Below are 16,266 nucleotides of genomic sequence, written 5' to 3' on the forward strand. Positions count from 1 at the left end.
GGTGACGATGGCGTCCATGACAGCGTCGACTCGCACCCACCTCAGCCCCGCACTCAAGCAGGCGACCCCGATCGTCGTCGACCACGGAAAGGGCAGCTGGATCATCGGGACCGACGGGCGCAAGTACCTCGACTTCACCACCGGCATCGGCGTCACCAGCACCGGTCACTGCCATCCCCGCGTGGTCGAGGCAGCTCGCGAACAGGTGGGCAAGATCATCCACGCCCAGTACACGACCGTCATGCATCAGCCTCTGCTCGCGCTGACCGACAAGCTCGGAGAAGTGTTGCCTGCCGGGTTGGACAGTGTGTTCTACGCGAACTCGGGATCCGAGGCAGTCGAGGCGTCGATCCGATTGGCGCGCATGGCAACCGGTCGACCGAACATCGTTGCATTCCACGGCGGCTTCCACGGGCGAACGGTGGCGGCTGCATCGCTCACCACGGCGGGAACCAAGTTCCGATCGGGATTCTCGCCGATCATGGGTGGGGTGCACATCGCACCGTTTCCGTATGCATTTCGGTACGGATGGGACATCGACACCGCAGTCGCCTTCGCGCTGAAGGAACTCGACTACCTGTTGATGACGATGTCCAGCCCCGCCGACACGGCTGCGTTCATCATCGAGCCGGTGCTGGGCGACGGCGGGTACCTGCCCACGCCCCCTGCATTCCTCGAGGGCTTGCGCGAACGCGCCGACACCCACGGCATCGTCCTGATCGTCGACGAGGTGCAGGCCGGAGTCGGACGCACCGGAACGTTCTGGGGCCATCAGCACTCGTCGATCACTCCCGACATCCTCATTACCGCAAAAGGACTCGCCAGCGGGTTCCCGATCTCGGCGATCGCCGCATCGGCAGAGCTGATGGGCAAGGCATGGCCGGGGTCGCAAGGCGGAACCTACGGCGGCAACGCCGTCGCTGCTGCGGCGGGAGTCGCTACCCTCGACGTCGTGCGCGAGGAAGGGCTGGTCGACAACGCGGCAGCGCAGGGCCGAGTTCTCCTCGACGGCCTTCTCGCGCTGAAGGAACAGCACCCGGCCATCGGTGATGCTCGGGGACTCGGATTGATGCAGGCGCTCGAATTCGTCGACAGCTCGGGCAATCCCGACGCCGCCGCTGCTCTGCGGGTGCAACAGGGTGCCATCGACGAAGGGCTGCTGTTGCTCACCTGCGGTGCGCTCGGCAACGTGGTTCGTATCATTCCAGCACTGATCGTGAGCGACGACGAGATGACGTTCGGACTCGACGCGTTGTCGCGGACATTGAAGAACGTGCTGTGACAGCAGCCCCTGTTCGTTCCGAGGTGCCCGCACTCGTACAGCGAGTGCGAAGACTGGGCATCGATGTCGACGATTCGTCCCGACGATTGGCCGAATACTCCTACGACGCGTCGAACTACCGAGTCCCGCCGGCCGCTGTCGTCTTTCCGCGCAGCGCCGACGAAGTGGCTACGGTCGTGTCGCTGTGTGCCGCCGCCGACGTTGTCGTCATCGGGCGTGGCGGCGGTACCTCCATGGCGGGCAACGCAATCGGCCGTGGGATCGTCCTCGACTTCTCGCGCCACATGAACCGAGTGCTCTCGGTCGACACCGAGTCCAGGACTGCCGTCGTCGAGCCCGGAATCGTCATCTCGGAGTTGCAACGTCAGCTGGTGACGCGGACCGACGGTGCCTTCACCTTTGCGCCCGATCCGTCCAGCAAGACCCGCGCGACGGTGGGCGGAGCCGTCGGCAACGACGCGTGCGGTAACCACTCCGTGCGGTACGGACGCACCGCCGACCACACGGTGGCCATGGACGTGGTGACCGCCGACGGATACCTGCTGCGAGTCACCCGCAGTGGTGTGCAGGCGCTGAGAACCCAGGACTCGGCGGCTGTCGCTGCAGCCGAACGTATCTCGAACGAGCTGCGCTCGCTGGTGTCCGACAACCTGGCCCTCCTGCGGGTCGAGTTGGGTCGCATCCCGCGTCAGGTATCGGGATTCCACCTCTCGCATCTGTTGCCGGAGAACGGTTTCGACGTTGCCCGAGCACTCGTCGGAAGCGAAGGTGCCTGCGCGGTGATCGTGTCGGTGACCGTCGCCGTCGTGCCCGTACCCCCAGCCGCACTGCTGCTGTGTCTCGGATACGACGACGTGGTGGCCGCCGCGGCGGACGTGACGACCATTCTCGAGTTCTCACCCGCGGCCGTCGAAGGAATCGACGACAACATCGCCGGCACGATGGAGTATCGCCGCGGACCGGACTCGGTACGGGGGCTCCCTGCAGGAAATGCCTGGTTGTACGTCGACCTCGACGGGGCCGATGCGACAGAAGTGCAGGACAAGGCATCTCGGTTGCTCGAGGCGCTCGGTCGGCTCGGGCGCGTCAAAGAGGGTCGTATCGTGACCGATGCGGCCGATCGCGCAGCGTTGTGGCGGGTGCGCGAGGACGGTGCCGGTTTGGCGACGCGCCTGGCGAGTGGAGTCGAGTCCTGGGGCGGTTGGGAAGACGCCGCCGTGGCACCGGGAAATCTGTCGGCGTATCTCGCGGACCTGAATTCGCTACTGGCCGAACACGACTTGACCGGAGTGATGTACGGCCACTTCGGTGCCGGCTGCATGCACGTAAGGATCACCTTCGACCAACGCACCGACGCCGGACGACGAGTGATGTACGACTTCCTGCGCGCTGCCGCACGCGTCGTCGTCAAGCACGGCGGCAGTCTTTCGGGCGAGCACGGTGACGGCCGCGCGCGCTCGGAGTTGTTGCCGGTCATGTATTCCCCTCGCATGCTCGACGCCTTCTCCCGGTTCAAGCGCATCTGGGACCCCGCGGGAATCCTGAACCCCGGATCCATCACCGACCCCGAACCCCTGATGGACAACCTGATGCTTCAAGGCATCCCGGCCCGGGAGTGGAAGACCAGCTTCGATCTCCACCAAATAGGGTCGCGACCCGATCTGGACCCGTTCGTCCATGCGACCCAATCCTGTGTGGGCGTGGGTAAATGTAGAACGACAACCGGTGGCGTCATGTGCCCGAGCTACCGTGCGACGGGTGACGAGAAGGATTCGACGCGGGGCCGGGCGCGGGTGCTGCAGGAGATGGTGCGCAGTTCTCCGACGGTGGCCGACGGATGGGCATCGAAGGACGTTGCGGAGTCGCTCGATCTCTGCCTGTCGTGCAAGGCCTGCTCCTCGGACTGTCCTGTCGGCGTCGACATGGCCACGTACAAATCGGAGTTCCTCGACCATCACTACGCGAGGCGGCTGCGGCCGCTGTCGCACTACTCGCTCGGGTGGTTGCCTCGATGGCTCGCGGTGACGATGCGAACGGCACCGCTGCTCAATCGTCTGCTGACACCCCGGGTGTCGGCAGTGGCGGCACGTCTGGGTGGGCTGACCACCGAACGCGCATTGCCTCGGTTCGCGTCGTCGAAGGAACTGGCCGATGCCGTCCGAGTCGGCGGTGGCCGCGACGCCGATGTGGTGCTCGTCGTCGACACGTTCACACAAGGATTTCGCCCCGAGGTCGCGGGTGCGGCACAACGCGTTCTCGAAGACTCCGGACGCACCACCGAATGCCGAACGGATGTGTGTTGCGGTTTGACGTGGATTTCCACGGGTCAGCTGAAGTCCGCTCGCAAGCAGCTGACGAAAGCCGTTGCGGCGCTGGACGACGGTACCGACAGGCCGATCGTCGTGACCGAACCGAGCTGTGCGGCCGCGTTCCGTAAGGACATGCCCGAACTGGTCCCCACGGACGCGGCGAGGAGGGTCGCGGCGCGCGTCCAGAGCTTTGCCGGAGCGGTGATCGATCAAGCAAGCGCGGGCTGGCAGCCCTCGGGCAACATGCCGGCTGCGGTCACGGTGCAGACTCACTGCCACGAGTACGCCGTCTTCGGCGATGCAACGCAGCGCCGAGCCCTCGCGGCGGTGGGCATCGAGTCGGTACGTGAGGCCACCGGATGTTGCGGTGTAGCAGGTAATTTCGGTTTCGAGAGTCGGCATTACGAGCTCAGCATGGATGTCGCCGAGCAGGCTCTCGCGCCCGCGTTGCGGGCCACCGAACCCGACACTCCTGTTCTGACCGACGGATTCAGCTGTCACATGCAGGTGCGCCAACTGACCGGTGACTCGGGCGACGATGCATCCGTACACCTGGCACAGATACTCGATCCACGTTCGACGAAAGGACCGCGGCCATGACCGCCAGCTCGACCACCAGCCTCACGCGTCCGCGCATCACCTCTCCCACAGATTGTTTCATCGGTGGTGTGTGGTCTCCGTCGGTATCGGACGCCCGATTCGACGTCGTGGACCCGGCCACGGGCGAGGTCATCGCCACGGTTGCGAACGGCGGTATCTTGGACGCAGAGAAAGCGCTCGCTGCAGCCGTCGACTCCGCGGCGGAGTGGGCGGCCACCGCACCGCGAGTGCGAAGCGACATACTGCGGACGGCATACGAGATGATCATGGCCCGCTCGGAAGAGCTCGCTGCGATCATCACCGCCGAGATGGGTAAACCGCTCGCCGACGCGCGCGGCGAGGTGGCGTACGGAGCCGAGTTCTTTCGCTGGTTCTCGGAGGAAGCGGTACGCATCTCGGGTGATCACACCCTGACCGGAGACGGGAAGAACCGCATCGTGGTCACCCGCGCGCCGGTCGGGCCCTGCATTCTCGTCACGCCGTGGAACTTCCCGCTGGCCATGGGAACTCGCAAGATCGGGCCTGCCCTTGCGGCAGGCTGCACCGTCGTGTTCAAGCCCGCCGAGCAGACGCCGCTGACCGCACTTGCGCTGGTGCAGATTCTCCACGAGGCGGGGGTGCCTGCGGGCGTCGTCAACATCGTGCCGACCACCGATGCGTCGGGTGTCGTGGGGTCGTGGATGAGCAGCGGCGCTGCCCGCAAGATCAGCTTCACAGGATCCACGGCAGTGGGCAAGATTCTGCTCGAACAAGCGGCGGCGACGGTGATGCGGACGTCGATGGAGCTGGGCGGGAATGCACCCTTCGTGGTCATGGACGATGCAGATCTCGACCGCGCCGTCGACGGAGCCATGGTTGCCAAGATGCGCAACATGGGCGAAGCATGTACCGCAGCGAACCGGTTCTTCGTTCACCGCAGTGTGGCACAACGCTTTTCGGATGCTTTGGCCGACCGAATGGGCGCGCTGAGGGTGGGCGCGGGCGCTTCTCACGGGACCGAGGTGGGGCCGCTGATCAACGACGCAGGCCGGGGCAAGGTCCAGGCTCTGGTCGACGATGCTCTCGCGCGCGGTGCCCGCGCCGTCGTCGGTGGAGCGGCCCCGGACGGGCCGGGCTACTTCTACCCACCGACCGTCCTGACCGATGTCGATACCGAATCGGATCTGATGTCCCAGGAAATATTCGGACCGGTGGCCGCCATCGTTCCCTTCGACACCGAGGACGAGGTCGTCGCGCTGGCCAACGACACCGAATGGGGACTGGTCGGATACGTGTTCACCCAGGACATCGATCGGGCTCTGCGAATGGGGGAGCGCCTCGAGGTGGGCATGGTGGGGCTCAACACCGGGCTGGTGTCGAATCCGGCAGCCCCGTTCGGTGGTGTCAAACAATCGGGACTCGGCCGCGAGGGCGGGAAAGTCGGAATAGACGAGTTTCTGGAGTACAAATACTTCGCGATTCCCCGCAGCTGAGGAAGGTTCTGATCATGCCCGGTTCGAGACGCCTGACACCGATCGACGCACGCAACACGTCGATGGTGATCGCGGATCAGATTCGCGATCGCATCATCGACGGGTCCTACGCGCCCGGAGAACAGATCAACGAGGCGAATGTCGCGGCGGAGCTGGAGATTTCACGTGGCCCCGTGCGAGAGGCGTTGCAGCGTCTGAATCAGGAGGGACTGCTCGTCAGCTACCGCAACCGCGGTGTGTTCGTCGTCGAGCTCAGCAGCGGCGACGTCGCCGAGATCTACCAGTCGCGTGCAGCGATCGAGGTCGGTGCGGCATGGACTCTGGTACATGGCGATCGTGCGCAGCTGATCAAGACCGCGGACGAACTCTCGGCCATCGTGATGCAGATGCAGCCGTTCATCGATCGGGCGGATTGGCGTGGCCTCGCCGAACGCGACCTTGCCTTTCACACTGCCCTGGTAGCGGCCACGAGGAACAGTCGGATGTCGCGTATGTACGCCACGCTGGCGGCCGAGGCACGCATCTGCATGGCAAATCTCGAAACTGCTTACTACCGTCCCGAGGCTCTGGTCGAGGAACATCAGCTGATCGTCGATCTGCTGCTGGGATCGGATTGGGATGCGCTCGAGAAGGGTGTCCACGAACACATGGACACCGCCGTGCACGATCTGACGCGAGCCATGGTCGACGAGCAGGCCGGGCAATCCGTACTCGCATCACCCGGGTAGAGCCTTCGGGCGCAACACAGCTTTAACACGGCAGCCCTTGCTCCCCACCGGCACCTGCGGATAGCCTGATTGTCAACAATCTACTAAAAGACCTCCCGAAGGGGGTGCCCGTGAACGCCTCATCCGACGATGCCTACGTCACCGCAATCGGACCCGCGCAGACTCCAGGACGGGCTGCTCCCGGCCTGGCTCGCTACCCGGACGTACCGAACAGCACGCCCATCACGTTCACCGACGAGGAATACGCCGACCGGCTCGCAGCCGTCCGTCAGCGCATGGCGTCGCAGAACCTGACTGCGCTGATCGTCACCGACCCCGCGAATCTCTACTATCTGCTGGGCTACAACGCACTCTCGTTCTATACCCCGCAAATGCTGTACGTGCCGCTGGACGGCGAGCTGTACTTCTTCGCTCGCGAGATGGATGCCAACGGTGCGTTCCGTACGTCGTGGTTGCCGCAGGACCACACCTTCGGATACCCGGAGACGTTCGTTCAGCGCAGAGACACCCACCCGTTCGTCTGGGTAGCCGCCAAGCTACGAGAGTTGGGGTTGGTCAACAACTTCGAGCACGGTCAAGTGGGACTGGAGATGGACTCGTACTACTTCAGCCCCAAAGCCTTCGAAGCGCTCGTCAAATCGCTACCCGAGTACCGATTCACCGACTCCTACGAGTTGGTCAATTGGATCCGCGTGGTCAAGTCGCCGGCCGAGATCGCCTTGATGCGCGGTGCGGCGACGGTGTGCGAGGCCGCGATGTCTGCTGCGCACCACGCGATTTCGGTAGGAGAACGGCAGTGCGATGCCGCTGCCGCCATCATGAACGCACAGGTACGCGGCACAGCCGACTTCGGCGGCGATCACCCAGCCATCGTGCCGATGCTGCCGACCGGGGCAGGAGCGGACACTCCGCATCTGACGTGGTCGGACCAACGGTTCGTCCGCGGCGAGACCACCGTCGTCGAACTGGCCGGCGTGTTCCGGCGATACCACGTTCCGATGGCTCGGACGATCGTGCTCGGCAAGCCGAGTCCGCGTCTGAAATACCTCGCGGAATCCACCGGTGAAGCGCTGAACGAGGTACTGGCAACGGTCCGCCCCGGGGTCACCGCAACCGAGCTGGCTCAGGTATGGAACACCAGCCTGGCCAAGCACGGCCTCCACAAACCCTCGCGCATCGGCTACTCGATCGGCGTCGCGTACGCCCCCGACTGGGGCGAGCGCACAGTGAGCCTACGCACCGACGACGAGACCGTCCTGGCCGAGAACATGACCTTTCACATCATCGGCGGAATGTGGATGGACGACTACGGATACGAGGTGTCCGAAGCAGTCCGAGTCACCGACACCGGCGTCGAAACATTCACCGCATACCCCCGAGAACTACTGACGAAGGAGTGAGACATGACCACCTCCACCGCAGGCTCCACTCCTGCTACTTCGAGTCGTTCCGCAGGCTCCACTCCTGCCCAGAAGGGTCGTTCCGCAGGCTCCACTCCTGCCATTCCCTGGGCCCTGCGCACCGACCAACTGGTGGGATCGGTGATCGACTCGTCGACATCGCTTCTCGCTGCCCAGAAACACGACATCGTCAGGTTCGCGATGGGATCTCCTGCAGCCGAGACGGTTCCGGCTGCCGCGTTCACCGAGATCGCCGGCAGTGTGCTCACAGCGGACGCCTTCGATTACGGTGCCACCGAGGGTGATCCGGGTCTGCTCGACGCGTTGTTGGCGTATCTCGAGTCCGTCGGCGAACCCACGTCCGAGGATCGGGTCGTCATCACCTCGGGCGGCATGCAGGGTCTCGACATCGCCTGCAAGCTGTTCGTCGATCCCGGTGATCTGGTCATCGTCGAAAGTCCCACGTACACCAACGGAACTGCCACCGTGTTGAGCTACGGCGGCGACATTCTCGAGGCACCGATGGACAGTGACGGTCTCATCGTCGAGGCGTTACCCGAACTCGTCGAGCGAGCCGGGCGTCTACCGAAGATGATCTACGTGATTCCCAACTTTCAGAATCCGTCCGGGGTCACGCTGTCACTCGAGCGTCGACTGTTGTTGATCGAGTTGGCACACCGATGGGGTTCGGTGATTCTCGACGACGATCCCTATGGCCTGCTGCGTTTCTCGGGGGACCCGATCCCGAGTTTCGGGGCGCTGAGTCCGAACGATCCGCTGATCTTCTCGGTGCGGACCTTCTCGAAGATGATCGCTCCCGGTCTGCGCGTGGGGTGGGTGGACGCGGCCCCCGAAGCGCGTCGGTTGATCGTCAACGCCAAGCAGGCAATGGACACCTGTACGAATCTACCGGCACAGAGGATGGTGGCCGAGTACATCCGGCGCGGGCTGCTCGAGGAGCACCTGCGGTCGCTGGCTGCGGTGTACCTACCGCGAAAGATGGCGATGCAGAACAGCATTGCGACACACTTCGGTGACGCGATGTCCACCACGGACCCCGACGGGGGCTTCTTTCTGTGGGCGACGTTGCGCGGAAACGATCACGATTTCTCGACGCAGGATCTGTTCGAAACCGCACTGGCCGAAGGAGTTGCCTACATTCCCGGACCGGCGTTGTCGGTGGGCGGCAAGTTTCACGATTCGCTACGGCTGTGCTTCGCCTCGTCGACACCCGAGCGCATCGAGGAAGGCATCAGGCGGTTGGCCGTCGCGGTGGAAAAATCGAAGCATCTGCTCGCCTCCGACCCCACGCGATGACCGTTCCGAGTGCCCAGCAGTCTCTGCTCGACTCCGTCGATGAGAACGAGATCGTTTCTCTCACAGCCGCGTTGATCGAGGCGGGCGGTGAAAATCCGGGCGACACCGAAGAAAAGTGCGCGAAAATACTCGCGGAGCGATGTCGCGCACTGGGATTCGACGTTCGCACGATCGAGGTCGCTCCCGGCAGACCGAACGTGATCGCCTCGATCGGACCCGATGACACCCCCGGGGTCCTGTTCGTCGGCCACTCCGACGTCGTTCCGGCGGGCACGGGCTGGACCACGGATCCGTTCACCGCGGTCGTGCGAGAGGGGCGCATGGTCGGACGGGGAGCATGCGACATGAAAGGGGGAGTGGCCGCAGTGGTGGCCGCTATGGATGCGGTGAACCGTGCCGGTCTTGCAGATCGCTTCCCGATGACGTTGGCGTGTCTGGTGGACGAGGAAGACGCGGGCTTGGGTATTCGAGCATTCGTCGCCGACCCGGGACCCCGTCGTTTCCAGTGTTGCGTGGTGGCTGAGCCGACGGACCTGGTGACCATCGTCGGTTGCCGAGGAGCCGCGAATATCGAGATCGACGTGCGCGGGCGTTCGGCTCATGCAGGTCGGCCGCGTAACGGTGCCAATGCGATATCCGCTGCCGCCCGCATCGTCGCCGTCATCGAGGACTGGCAGATCGAATTGGACGAGGATCCACACGCCGAACTCGGTCCCGCTACCTGGAACGTGGGCACCGTGACGGGAGGCACCGGTACGTCGATGGTTGCCGACCGGTGCGTGCTCACGGTCGACCGTCGGCTGCTACCCGATGAGAGCGCTGCGGAGGTGGTGGACGACCTACGTTCGCGGATCGACGCGGCAGGTATCACCGGTTCGGGAATCGAGGTACATCTCGAGGTGTCGATGGAAATGCCGGGCTTTCTGACCGCTGCGGACGATGGATTGGTCACCACTGCAATGCAATCGGTTCGCGACATCGGATCTGCCGGTTTCACTGACATCTGGACTGCTTCGTGCGATGGTGGTTTCGTGGCACAGCAGATGGGTATCCGCACCGTCGTGCTCGGTCCCGGGGAGATCGAAAACCAGGCGCACCGGCCGGACGAGTCCGTCGCCGTGCAGCAATTGACCGACAGCGCAAAGGCGTACGCGTTGATCGCCACCAGAATCGCTGCGCCACCTGGTCTTTAGTTTTCCAAGAGGGGGTTGTTCGAGACGTGCGCCCGGCGTCGACGTAAAGTCGGACGCTGCGAAGTACCAAACCGACGCTCCACGTTGTCATAAAGCGAGAGGTATTGGACCGTGACCGAAACTTCAGGGTCGGCAGCTTCGCCGACCGGATATCCGCCGAGTACCGACACACTCAGCGCGAACGAAACGAAAATTCTGCATCGCGCGATCGGCGGGTCCGCACTGGGCAACGCCGTGGAGTGGTTCGACTACGCGGTGTACGGCTACCTCGCCGTCTACATCGCCGCCAACTTCTTTCCGTCGGACGACGGTGGAGCGAGCCTGCTCTCCACGTTCGCCGTGCTGGCCGCGTCGTTCATCATTCGCCCCATCGGCGGCATCGTCCTCGGCCCGCTCGGCGACCGCATCGGTCGTCAGAAGGTCCTCGTCCTGACCGTCTCGATGATGACGTTGGCCACGGCGGCGATCGGTGTGCTGCCGACGTTCGACACCATCGGTATCGCAGCACCGTTGCTGTTGCTCGTCTGCCGACTGGTGCAGGGCTTCTCCACCGGCGGTGAGTACGGCGGCGCAGCAGTGTTCATGGCCGAGTACGCGCCCGACAAGCGCCGCGGATTCTTCGGGTCGTTCCTCGAATTCGGCACCCTCGCAGGCACGGTGGGCGGGGCCACCCTGTGCACCCTGCTCAACGTCGGGCTCGGAGACGAGACCATGGAGGCCTGGGGCTGGCGAATCCCGTTCCTGGTGACGCTCCCGCTGGGCATCGTCGCGTTGTGGCTGCGGACCCGGCTCGAGGACTCTCCGGTGTTCGCCGAGGCCAAGGAAGACGGCGGCACGGTCGAAGAAGGTGCAGGTGGAGCAGTCACCTCCCTCAAGGCCACCCTGACGTACTGGCAGCGGATCCTGATTCTGATGGGATTCGTGCTGCTGCTCAACATCGCGTACTACACGGTGCTCACGTTCTTGCCCTCGTACCTCAGCGACACGTTGGGGCACAGCACGACTCAGTCCAACTTCACTCTCGTGGCCATCATGATCATCATGATGTTGATCATCAACCCCATCGGCGCTCTGTCCGACCGGGTGGGCCGAAAGCCGTTGCTGCTGGTCGCCTGTGTGGGGTACTTCGTCTTCAGCGTCCCGCTGTTTCTGTTGATCATCAACACCGGCCTGATCGGCCAGAGCATCGGCCTGCTCGGTCTCGGCGTGCTGCTGGTCATCATGTGCTCCTGCGTGTCGTCGACGTTGCCCGCACTGTTTCCCACCCAGGTGCGCTACGGAGCGTTCGCCATCGGATACAACGTCTCGACGGCGCTCTTCGGCGGCACGGCACCGCTGATTCTGACGTTCCTGATCGGCCGAACGGGTTCCAACCTGATCCCGGGTTGGTACATGATGATCGCAGCTGCCATCGCGTTCGTTCCGATCCTGTTGATGCCCGAAACCGCGGGCCGATCGTTGCGCGGCACCCAGTGCCCCGGTGACAACGACGACGAGGTCGCTGCGTCCGGCGTCGAGCTCGTCGGATACAAGTCGAAGTAGTGCGTCCGGTCCTGGCCGTTCTGCATGCCGGCGACCTTCCCGACGGACTCGAATCCGTCGCGGAGGTCGCCGACATCAGATATGCCACCGCCGACACGCTCGCCGAGGCCGTCGACGGTGCCGAAGCCCTGCTGCTGTGGGATTTCTTCTCGCCCGCAGTCGAATCCGCATGGCCGCAGTGCGGTTCGCTGAAGTGGATCCATATCGCCGCTGCCGGCGTGGACTCGTTGTTGTTCGACGAACTGGTGGAATCCGATGTGGTCGTGACCAATTCGCGTGGAGTGTTCGACCGACCTATCGCGGAGTTCGTGCTGGCCCAGATCCTCGCGTTCGCCAAGGACTCCGAACGTTCGCGCACACTGCAGCATTCGAACACCTGGCAGCACCGCGAGACCGAACGCATCGACGGTGCACACGTGATGATCGTGGGCACCGGAGCAATCGGACGAGCCATTGCCACTTTGTTGACGGCAGTGGGCATGTCGGTCTCCGGAGTCGGCCGAACAGCTCGCGAGGGCGACCCGGATTTCGGGACGGTACATGCGAGCGACGAGTTGTCGACAGTGGTCGGTGCGGCCGAGTATCTGGTGCTCGTCGCACCGTTGACCGAGCAAACCGGGGGCCTGGTCGACGACGCGGTCCTGGCCGCGATGCGTCCCGGATCGAGGGTGATCAACGTCGGTCGCGGCGAGCTACTCGACGCCGGTGCACTGCTCACGCATCTCGCTTCCGGACACCTCGCCGGGGCTGCGCTCGACGTCTTCGAGACCGAGCCGCTCCCGGCCGACCATCCGCTGTGGGCGGCCGAGAACGTGGTCGTCACTCCGCACATGAGCGGGGACGCGTCGGGGTGGAAGAGTCGTCTCGCCGACGTCTTCGTCGACAACGCGCAGCGATACTTTCGCGGCGAACAGCTGCGCAATGTCGTCGACAAGAAGCTCGGTTTCGTGGTGTGACCGGTCTCGTTATGTGACTGTCAGTAGGCCCGCTCGTACTGCGGTGCCACTGCCGGTGTCATCTCCACTCCGAGTTCGCGGGCCGCGCGCCGTGGCCAGTACGGATCGCGCAGCAGCTCGCGGGCGAGGAGCACCGCAGTCGCCTCGCCGAGCGAAACGATGTCCTCGGCCTGTTTCGGTTCGGTGATCATCCCCACCGCTGCGGCCGGCATCGTGGTCTCGTTCTGGATACGCCGTGCGAACGGCACCTGGTAGCCGGGTTCGACCGGAATCTCGGCGCGTACGTTCCCGCCGGTGGACGTATCGACGAGATCCACGCCGTGCTCGGTGAGTATCTGCGCCAGCGCGACAGTCTGATCAGAGGTCCAACTCGGAGCTTCCAAGTCGGCTGCAGCATCGGACTTCTCGGGTTCGTCGAGCCAGTCCGTTGCCGACAGACGGACGAACACCGGAAGCTCGGCCGGCCACACCTCACGGACCGCGTCGACCACCTCGATCAGCAGGCGAGTCCGCCCCGCGAAGTCGCCGCCGTAGGCGTCGGTGCGGGTGTTGCTGGCTGGCGAGAGGAATTGGTGCAGGAGGTATCCGTGCGCGCCGTGTATCTCGGCTACCTGGAACCCGGCCTTCAGTGCGCGCTGCGCAGCGTTACGAAAATCGTCGACGATCTTTGCGATGTCGTCGGCTGTCGCTTCCCGTGGTGTCGCGTAACGACCGAACGGTACGGCGCTCGGGCCCACGGTTTCCCAGCTCCGGGGATCCTCGGCGGGCAGTGATGTGCCACCGAGCCAGGGAGCCGCCGTCGAGCCCTTCCGGCCCGCATGCGCCAGCTGGATGCCCGGGACGGTACCGAAGGACGAGATCTCGGTGACGATCTCGGCCAGTGCGTCGGCCTGTGTGTCGTTCCAGATGCCCAGGTCAGACGGGCTGATTCGGCCCTCGGGGCTGACCGCTGTGGCCTCGGTGATGATCAGGCCGGCTCCGCCGATCGCGCGGCTCACCAGGTGGGTGCGATGCCAGTCGCCCGCGACGCCGACGTTCTCGCCCGTCTCGTCGGCCGAGTACTGGCACATCGGTGCCATCCATACCCGGTTGGGAAAGGTGAGCTCGCGCAATGTCAGGGGCTCGAACAGGGCACTCACAGGTGGTTCCTCCGGTCTGTCGGTCTCGACGTCGGTGACGTCGGCGATGTCCACGCTGTGCTGCAACGACGTGGAGATGCAGCTTCATTCCCCGGCCCTATTAGTGTGTAGTGCATGACTGCTTCCGTCTCGGCCGCTTCGGTGCCGTCCTCTGCCGACGAGCGCGAGAACGTGCACTCGGCTGCTCGCCGAGCCCGCGTCGCTTCACGTGCACTGGCGTTGCTGACCACTGCGGAGAAGGATTCGCTGCTGCATGCCGCGGCCGACGCCGTGCTGGCCGCAGCGGAGCCGGTGCTCGCAGCCAACGCCGCCGACATCGAGATCGCCCGCGCTGCGGGAACGGACGAGGGTCTGCTCGATCGGCTGCGGCTGACGGCACCGCGCATCGACGGTATTGCCGCCGGGCTGCGGCAGGTGGCGGGCCTACCCGATCCGATCGGCGAGGTCATCCGCGGATCGACGCTCCCCAACGGGCTCGAGATCAGGCAGATGCGGGTTCCGCTGGGCGTCGTGGGCATGGTCTACGAGGCGCGTCCCAACGTGACCGTCGACGCGTTCGGTCTGGCGTTCAAATCCGGGAACGCAGTGCTGCTGCGGGGGTCCTCGTCCGCGGCGCAGTCGAACGCAGCCCTGGTCGAGGCGCTGCAGGGTGCGCTCACGAGCCACGGGCTGCCGGAATCGGCCGTACAACTGCTCGGTAGTGCTGATCGGTCGACGGTCACCCACCTCATTCAGGCCCGCGGGCTGGTGGATGTCGTGATCCCGCGTGGGGGAGCGGGTCTGATCGCCGCGGTCGTGCGTGATGCCACGGTTCCCACCATCGAGACCGGGGTGGGTAACTGCCACGTCTATCTGCATTCCTCTGCCGACGCGGAGACGGCCGAGAAGATCGTGCTCAACGCCAAGACCCGCCGGGTGAGCGTGTGCAACGCCGCCGAAACGGTGCTGGTCGATGCCGCGATCGCCGAGACCATGGTGCCGAGGTTGTTGCAGGCGTTCCAGATGCACAGCGTCACGGTGCACGGTGATCTGCCGGGGTTGGTTCCTGCAGGCGACGACGATTGGTCGCAGGAATACCTCTCGCTCGACATCGCGCTGAAGGTGGTCGACGGCATCGACGAGGCAATCGACCACATCGACCGATACGGCACCGGCCATACCGAGGCGATCGTCGCGTCGGACATCGGTGCTGCGCGCGAATTCACCCGACGAGTCGACGCGGCTGCCGTGATGGTCAACGCCTCCACCGCGTTCACCGACGGCGAGCAGTTCGGCTTCGGTGCCGAGATCGGCATCTCCACCCAGAAGCTGCACGCCCGCGGCCCCATGGGCCTGCCCGAGCTGACCTCGACCAAATGGACGGTGTGGGGCGACGGGCACGTCAGACCAGTCTGACCGGCCTGCAGCCACTCAACCCGCCAGACCCGATCTTCCAGGAGTTGTGACGTGGACCGTGCCCTACCGACGACACCACCGTTGTTCGCGAGCGTGAACGATGTTCAGGCCCGTCTGGCCGAGACGGGGTATCTGGCCGACAAGGCCACGGCCACATCGGTCTTTCTCGCCGATCGCCTCGGCAAGCCGCTGTTGATCGAAGGTCCCGCCGGAGTCGGCAAGACCGAATTGGCGCGCGCGGTCGCGCAGTCGACCGGAGCCGAACTGGTGCGACTGCAGTGCTACGAGGGCGTCGACGAGGCGAGGGCTCTGTACGAGTGGAACCACGCCAAACAGATCCTCCGTATTCAATCCGGCTCGAGTGCCGACTGGGACTCGACGAAGCTCGACGTGTTCTCCGAGGAGTTTCTGCTGGCTCGGCCACTACTGCAGGCCATTCGCCGAACCGAGCCGACCGTGCTCCTGATCGACGAGACCGACAAGGCAGATGTCGAGATCGAGGGCCTGCTGCTCGAGGTGCTCAGCGACTTCGCGATCACCATTCCCGAGCTGGGCACGATCACGGCGGAGCGCACCCCGTTCGTCGTGTTGACCTCCAATGCCACGCGCGAGTTGTCGGAAGCTCTCAAGCGCCGCTGCCTGTTCCTGCACCTCGACTTCCCCGACGCGGACCTCGAGCGTCGAATCCTGGCCAGCCGCGTTCCCGAACTGCCCGAGGCAATCGCGGAGCAGATGATCAAGACCGTCCGCGTGCTCCGTGGGATGCAGCTCAAGAAGTTGCCGTCGGTGGCCGAGACGATCGACTGGGGTCGCACACTCCTGGCCCTCGGCATGGACACCCTCGACGACGACGCGGTCCGGTCGACGCTCGGAGTGGTGCTCAAGCATCAGTCGGATCAGGTGCGCGCCGCCGCCGAACTGCGGCTGAACTGA

At 64.7% G+C, this 16,266-nt stretch carries 12 protein-coding genes; 11 read left to right on the forward strand and 1 reads right to left on the reverse strand.

Annotation, left to right across the window (positions count from 1 at the left end; translation table 11 throughout):
• Positions 1 to 16: 16 nt before the first annotated feature.
• The 9 genes from CH278_RS01820 to CH278_RS01860 all read left to right on the forward strand — a co-directional run bounded on the left by CH278_RS01820 (position 17) and on the right by CH278_RS01860 (position 12,799).
• A complete protein-coding gene (locus tag CH278_RS01820; protein ID WP_057473458.1) occupies positions 17 to 1,282 on the forward strand; it encodes an aspartate aminotransferase family protein in 1,266 nt (421 codons plus the stop codon).
• On the forward strand, positions 1,279 to 4,191 hold the full coding sequence (locus tag CH278_RS01825; RefSeq protein ID WP_094621039.1) for an FAD-binding and (Fe-S)-binding domain-containing protein: 2,913 nt from the start codon (positions 1,279 to 1,281) through the stop codon (positions 4,189 to 4,191). The genes CH278_RS01820 and CH278_RS01825 overlap by 4 nt, the downstream gene beginning before the upstream one ends.
• Entirely contained in the window at positions 4,188 to 5,663 is a 1,476-nt protein-coding gene (locus CH278_RS01830; RefSeq protein ID WP_094621040.1) for an NAD-dependent succinate-semialdehyde dehydrogenase, read from the forward strand. Before CH278_RS01825 ends, CH278_RS01830 begins: the two co-directional genes overlap by 4 nt.
• 14 nt (positions 5,664 to 5,677) lie before the next feature.
• Positions 5,678 to 6,391, forward strand: a complete 714-nt coding sequence (locus CH278_RS01835) for a GntR family transcriptional regulator (RefSeq protein WP_255175955.1) — start codon at positions 5,678 to 5,680, stop codon at positions 6,389 to 6,391.
• A gap of 221 nt (positions 6,392 to 6,612) precedes the next feature.
• Positions 6,613 to 7,791 carry a M24 family metallopeptidase gene (locus CH278_RS01840; RefSeq protein ID WP_179274405.1) on the forward strand — a complete coding sequence of 393 codons (1,179 nt, stop codon included), beginning with the start codon at positions 6,613 to 6,615 and terminating at the stop codon, positions 7,789 to 7,791.
• 3 nt (positions 7,792 to 7,794) lie between these two features.
• On the forward strand, positions 7,795 to 9,108 hold the full coding sequence (locus tag CH278_RS01845; protein WP_256991797.1) for an aminotransferase-like domain-containing protein: 1,314 nt from the start codon (positions 7,795 to 7,797) through the stop codon (positions 9,106 to 9,108).
• Positions 9,105 to 10,301, forward strand: coding sequence for a M20 family metallopeptidase (locus CH278_RS01850; protein WP_027497537.1), 1,197 nt, complete (start codon positions 9,105 to 9,107; stop codon positions 10,299 to 10,301). Before CH278_RS01845 ends, CH278_RS01850 begins: the two co-directional genes overlap by 4 nt.
• Positions 10,302 to 10,412: 111 nt before the next feature.
• Positions 10,413 to 11,843, forward strand: a complete 1,431-nt coding sequence (locus CH278_RS01855) for an MFS transporter (RefSeq protein WP_094621041.1) — start codon at positions 10,413 to 10,415, stop codon at positions 11,841 to 11,843.
• Complete coding sequence (locus CH278_RS01860) at positions 11,843 to 12,799, forward strand: D-2-hydroxyacid dehydrogenase (RefSeq protein ID WP_094621042.1); 957 nt, start codon at positions 11,843 to 11,845, stop codon at positions 12,797 to 12,799. The genes CH278_RS01855 and CH278_RS01860 overlap by 1 nt, the downstream gene beginning before the upstream one ends.
• Positions 12,800 to 12,819: 20 nt before the next feature.
• Here CH278_RS01860 and CH278_RS01865 read toward each other — a convergent pair whose 3' ends face one another.
• Entirely contained in the window at positions 12,820 to 13,938 is a 1,119-nt protein-coding gene (locus tag CH278_RS01865) for an NADH:flavin oxidoreductase/NADH oxidase (RefSeq protein ID WP_057473462.1), read from the reverse strand.
• Positions 13,939 to 14,052: 114 nt separating this feature from the next.
• Here CH278_RS01865 and CH278_RS01870 point away from each other — a divergent pair, with 114 nt between their 5' ends.
• Positions 14,053 to 15,333: a glutamate-5-semialdehyde dehydrogenase gene (locus CH278_RS01870; RefSeq protein ID WP_027497533.1), complete on the forward strand. Its 1,281-nt coding sequence runs from the start codon at positions 14,053 to 14,055 to the stop codon at positions 15,331 to 15,333.
• A gap of 51 nt (positions 15,334 to 15,384) precedes the next feature.
• Positions 15,385 to 16,266, forward strand: a complete 882-nt coding sequence (locus CH278_RS01875) for an AAA family ATPase (RefSeq protein WP_027497532.1) — start codon at positions 15,385 to 15,387, stop codon at positions 16,264 to 16,266.

It is taken from the genome of Rhodococcus sp. 05-2254-5 (assembly GCF_002258575.1).
Taxonomy (GTDB): domain Bacteria; phylum Actinomycetota; class Actinomycetes; order Mycobacteriales; family Mycobacteriaceae; genus Rhodococcoides; species Rhodococcoides fascians.

What these genes read in the sequence shown, in the direction of transcription:
- CH278_RS01835 (WP_255175955.1), top strand. Translation starts at nt 5,678, where the DNA reads ATGCCCGGTTCGAGACGCCTGACACCGATCGACGCACGCAACACGTCG.
- CH278_RS01820 (WP_057473458.1), top strand. Translation starts at nt 17, where the DNA reads ATGACAGCGTCGACTCGCACCCACCTCAGCCCCGCACTCAAGCAGGCG.
- CH278_RS01830 (WP_094621040.1), top strand. Translation starts at nt 4,188, where the DNA reads ATGACCGCCAGCTCGACCACCAGCCTCACGCGTCCGCGCATCACCTCT.
- CH278_RS01850 (WP_027497537.1), top strand. Translation starts at nt 9,105, where the DNA reads ATGACCGTTCCGAGTGCCCAGCAGTCTCTGCTCGACTCCGTCGATGAG.
- CH278_RS01845 (WP_256991797.1), top strand. Translation starts at nt 7,795, where the DNA reads ATGACCACCTCCACCGCAGGCTCCACTCCTGCTACTTCGAGTCGTTCC.
- CH278_RS01870 (WP_027497533.1), top strand. Translation starts at nt 14,053, where the DNA reads ATGACTGCTTCCGTCTCGGCCGCTTCGGTGCCGTCCTCTGCCGACGAG.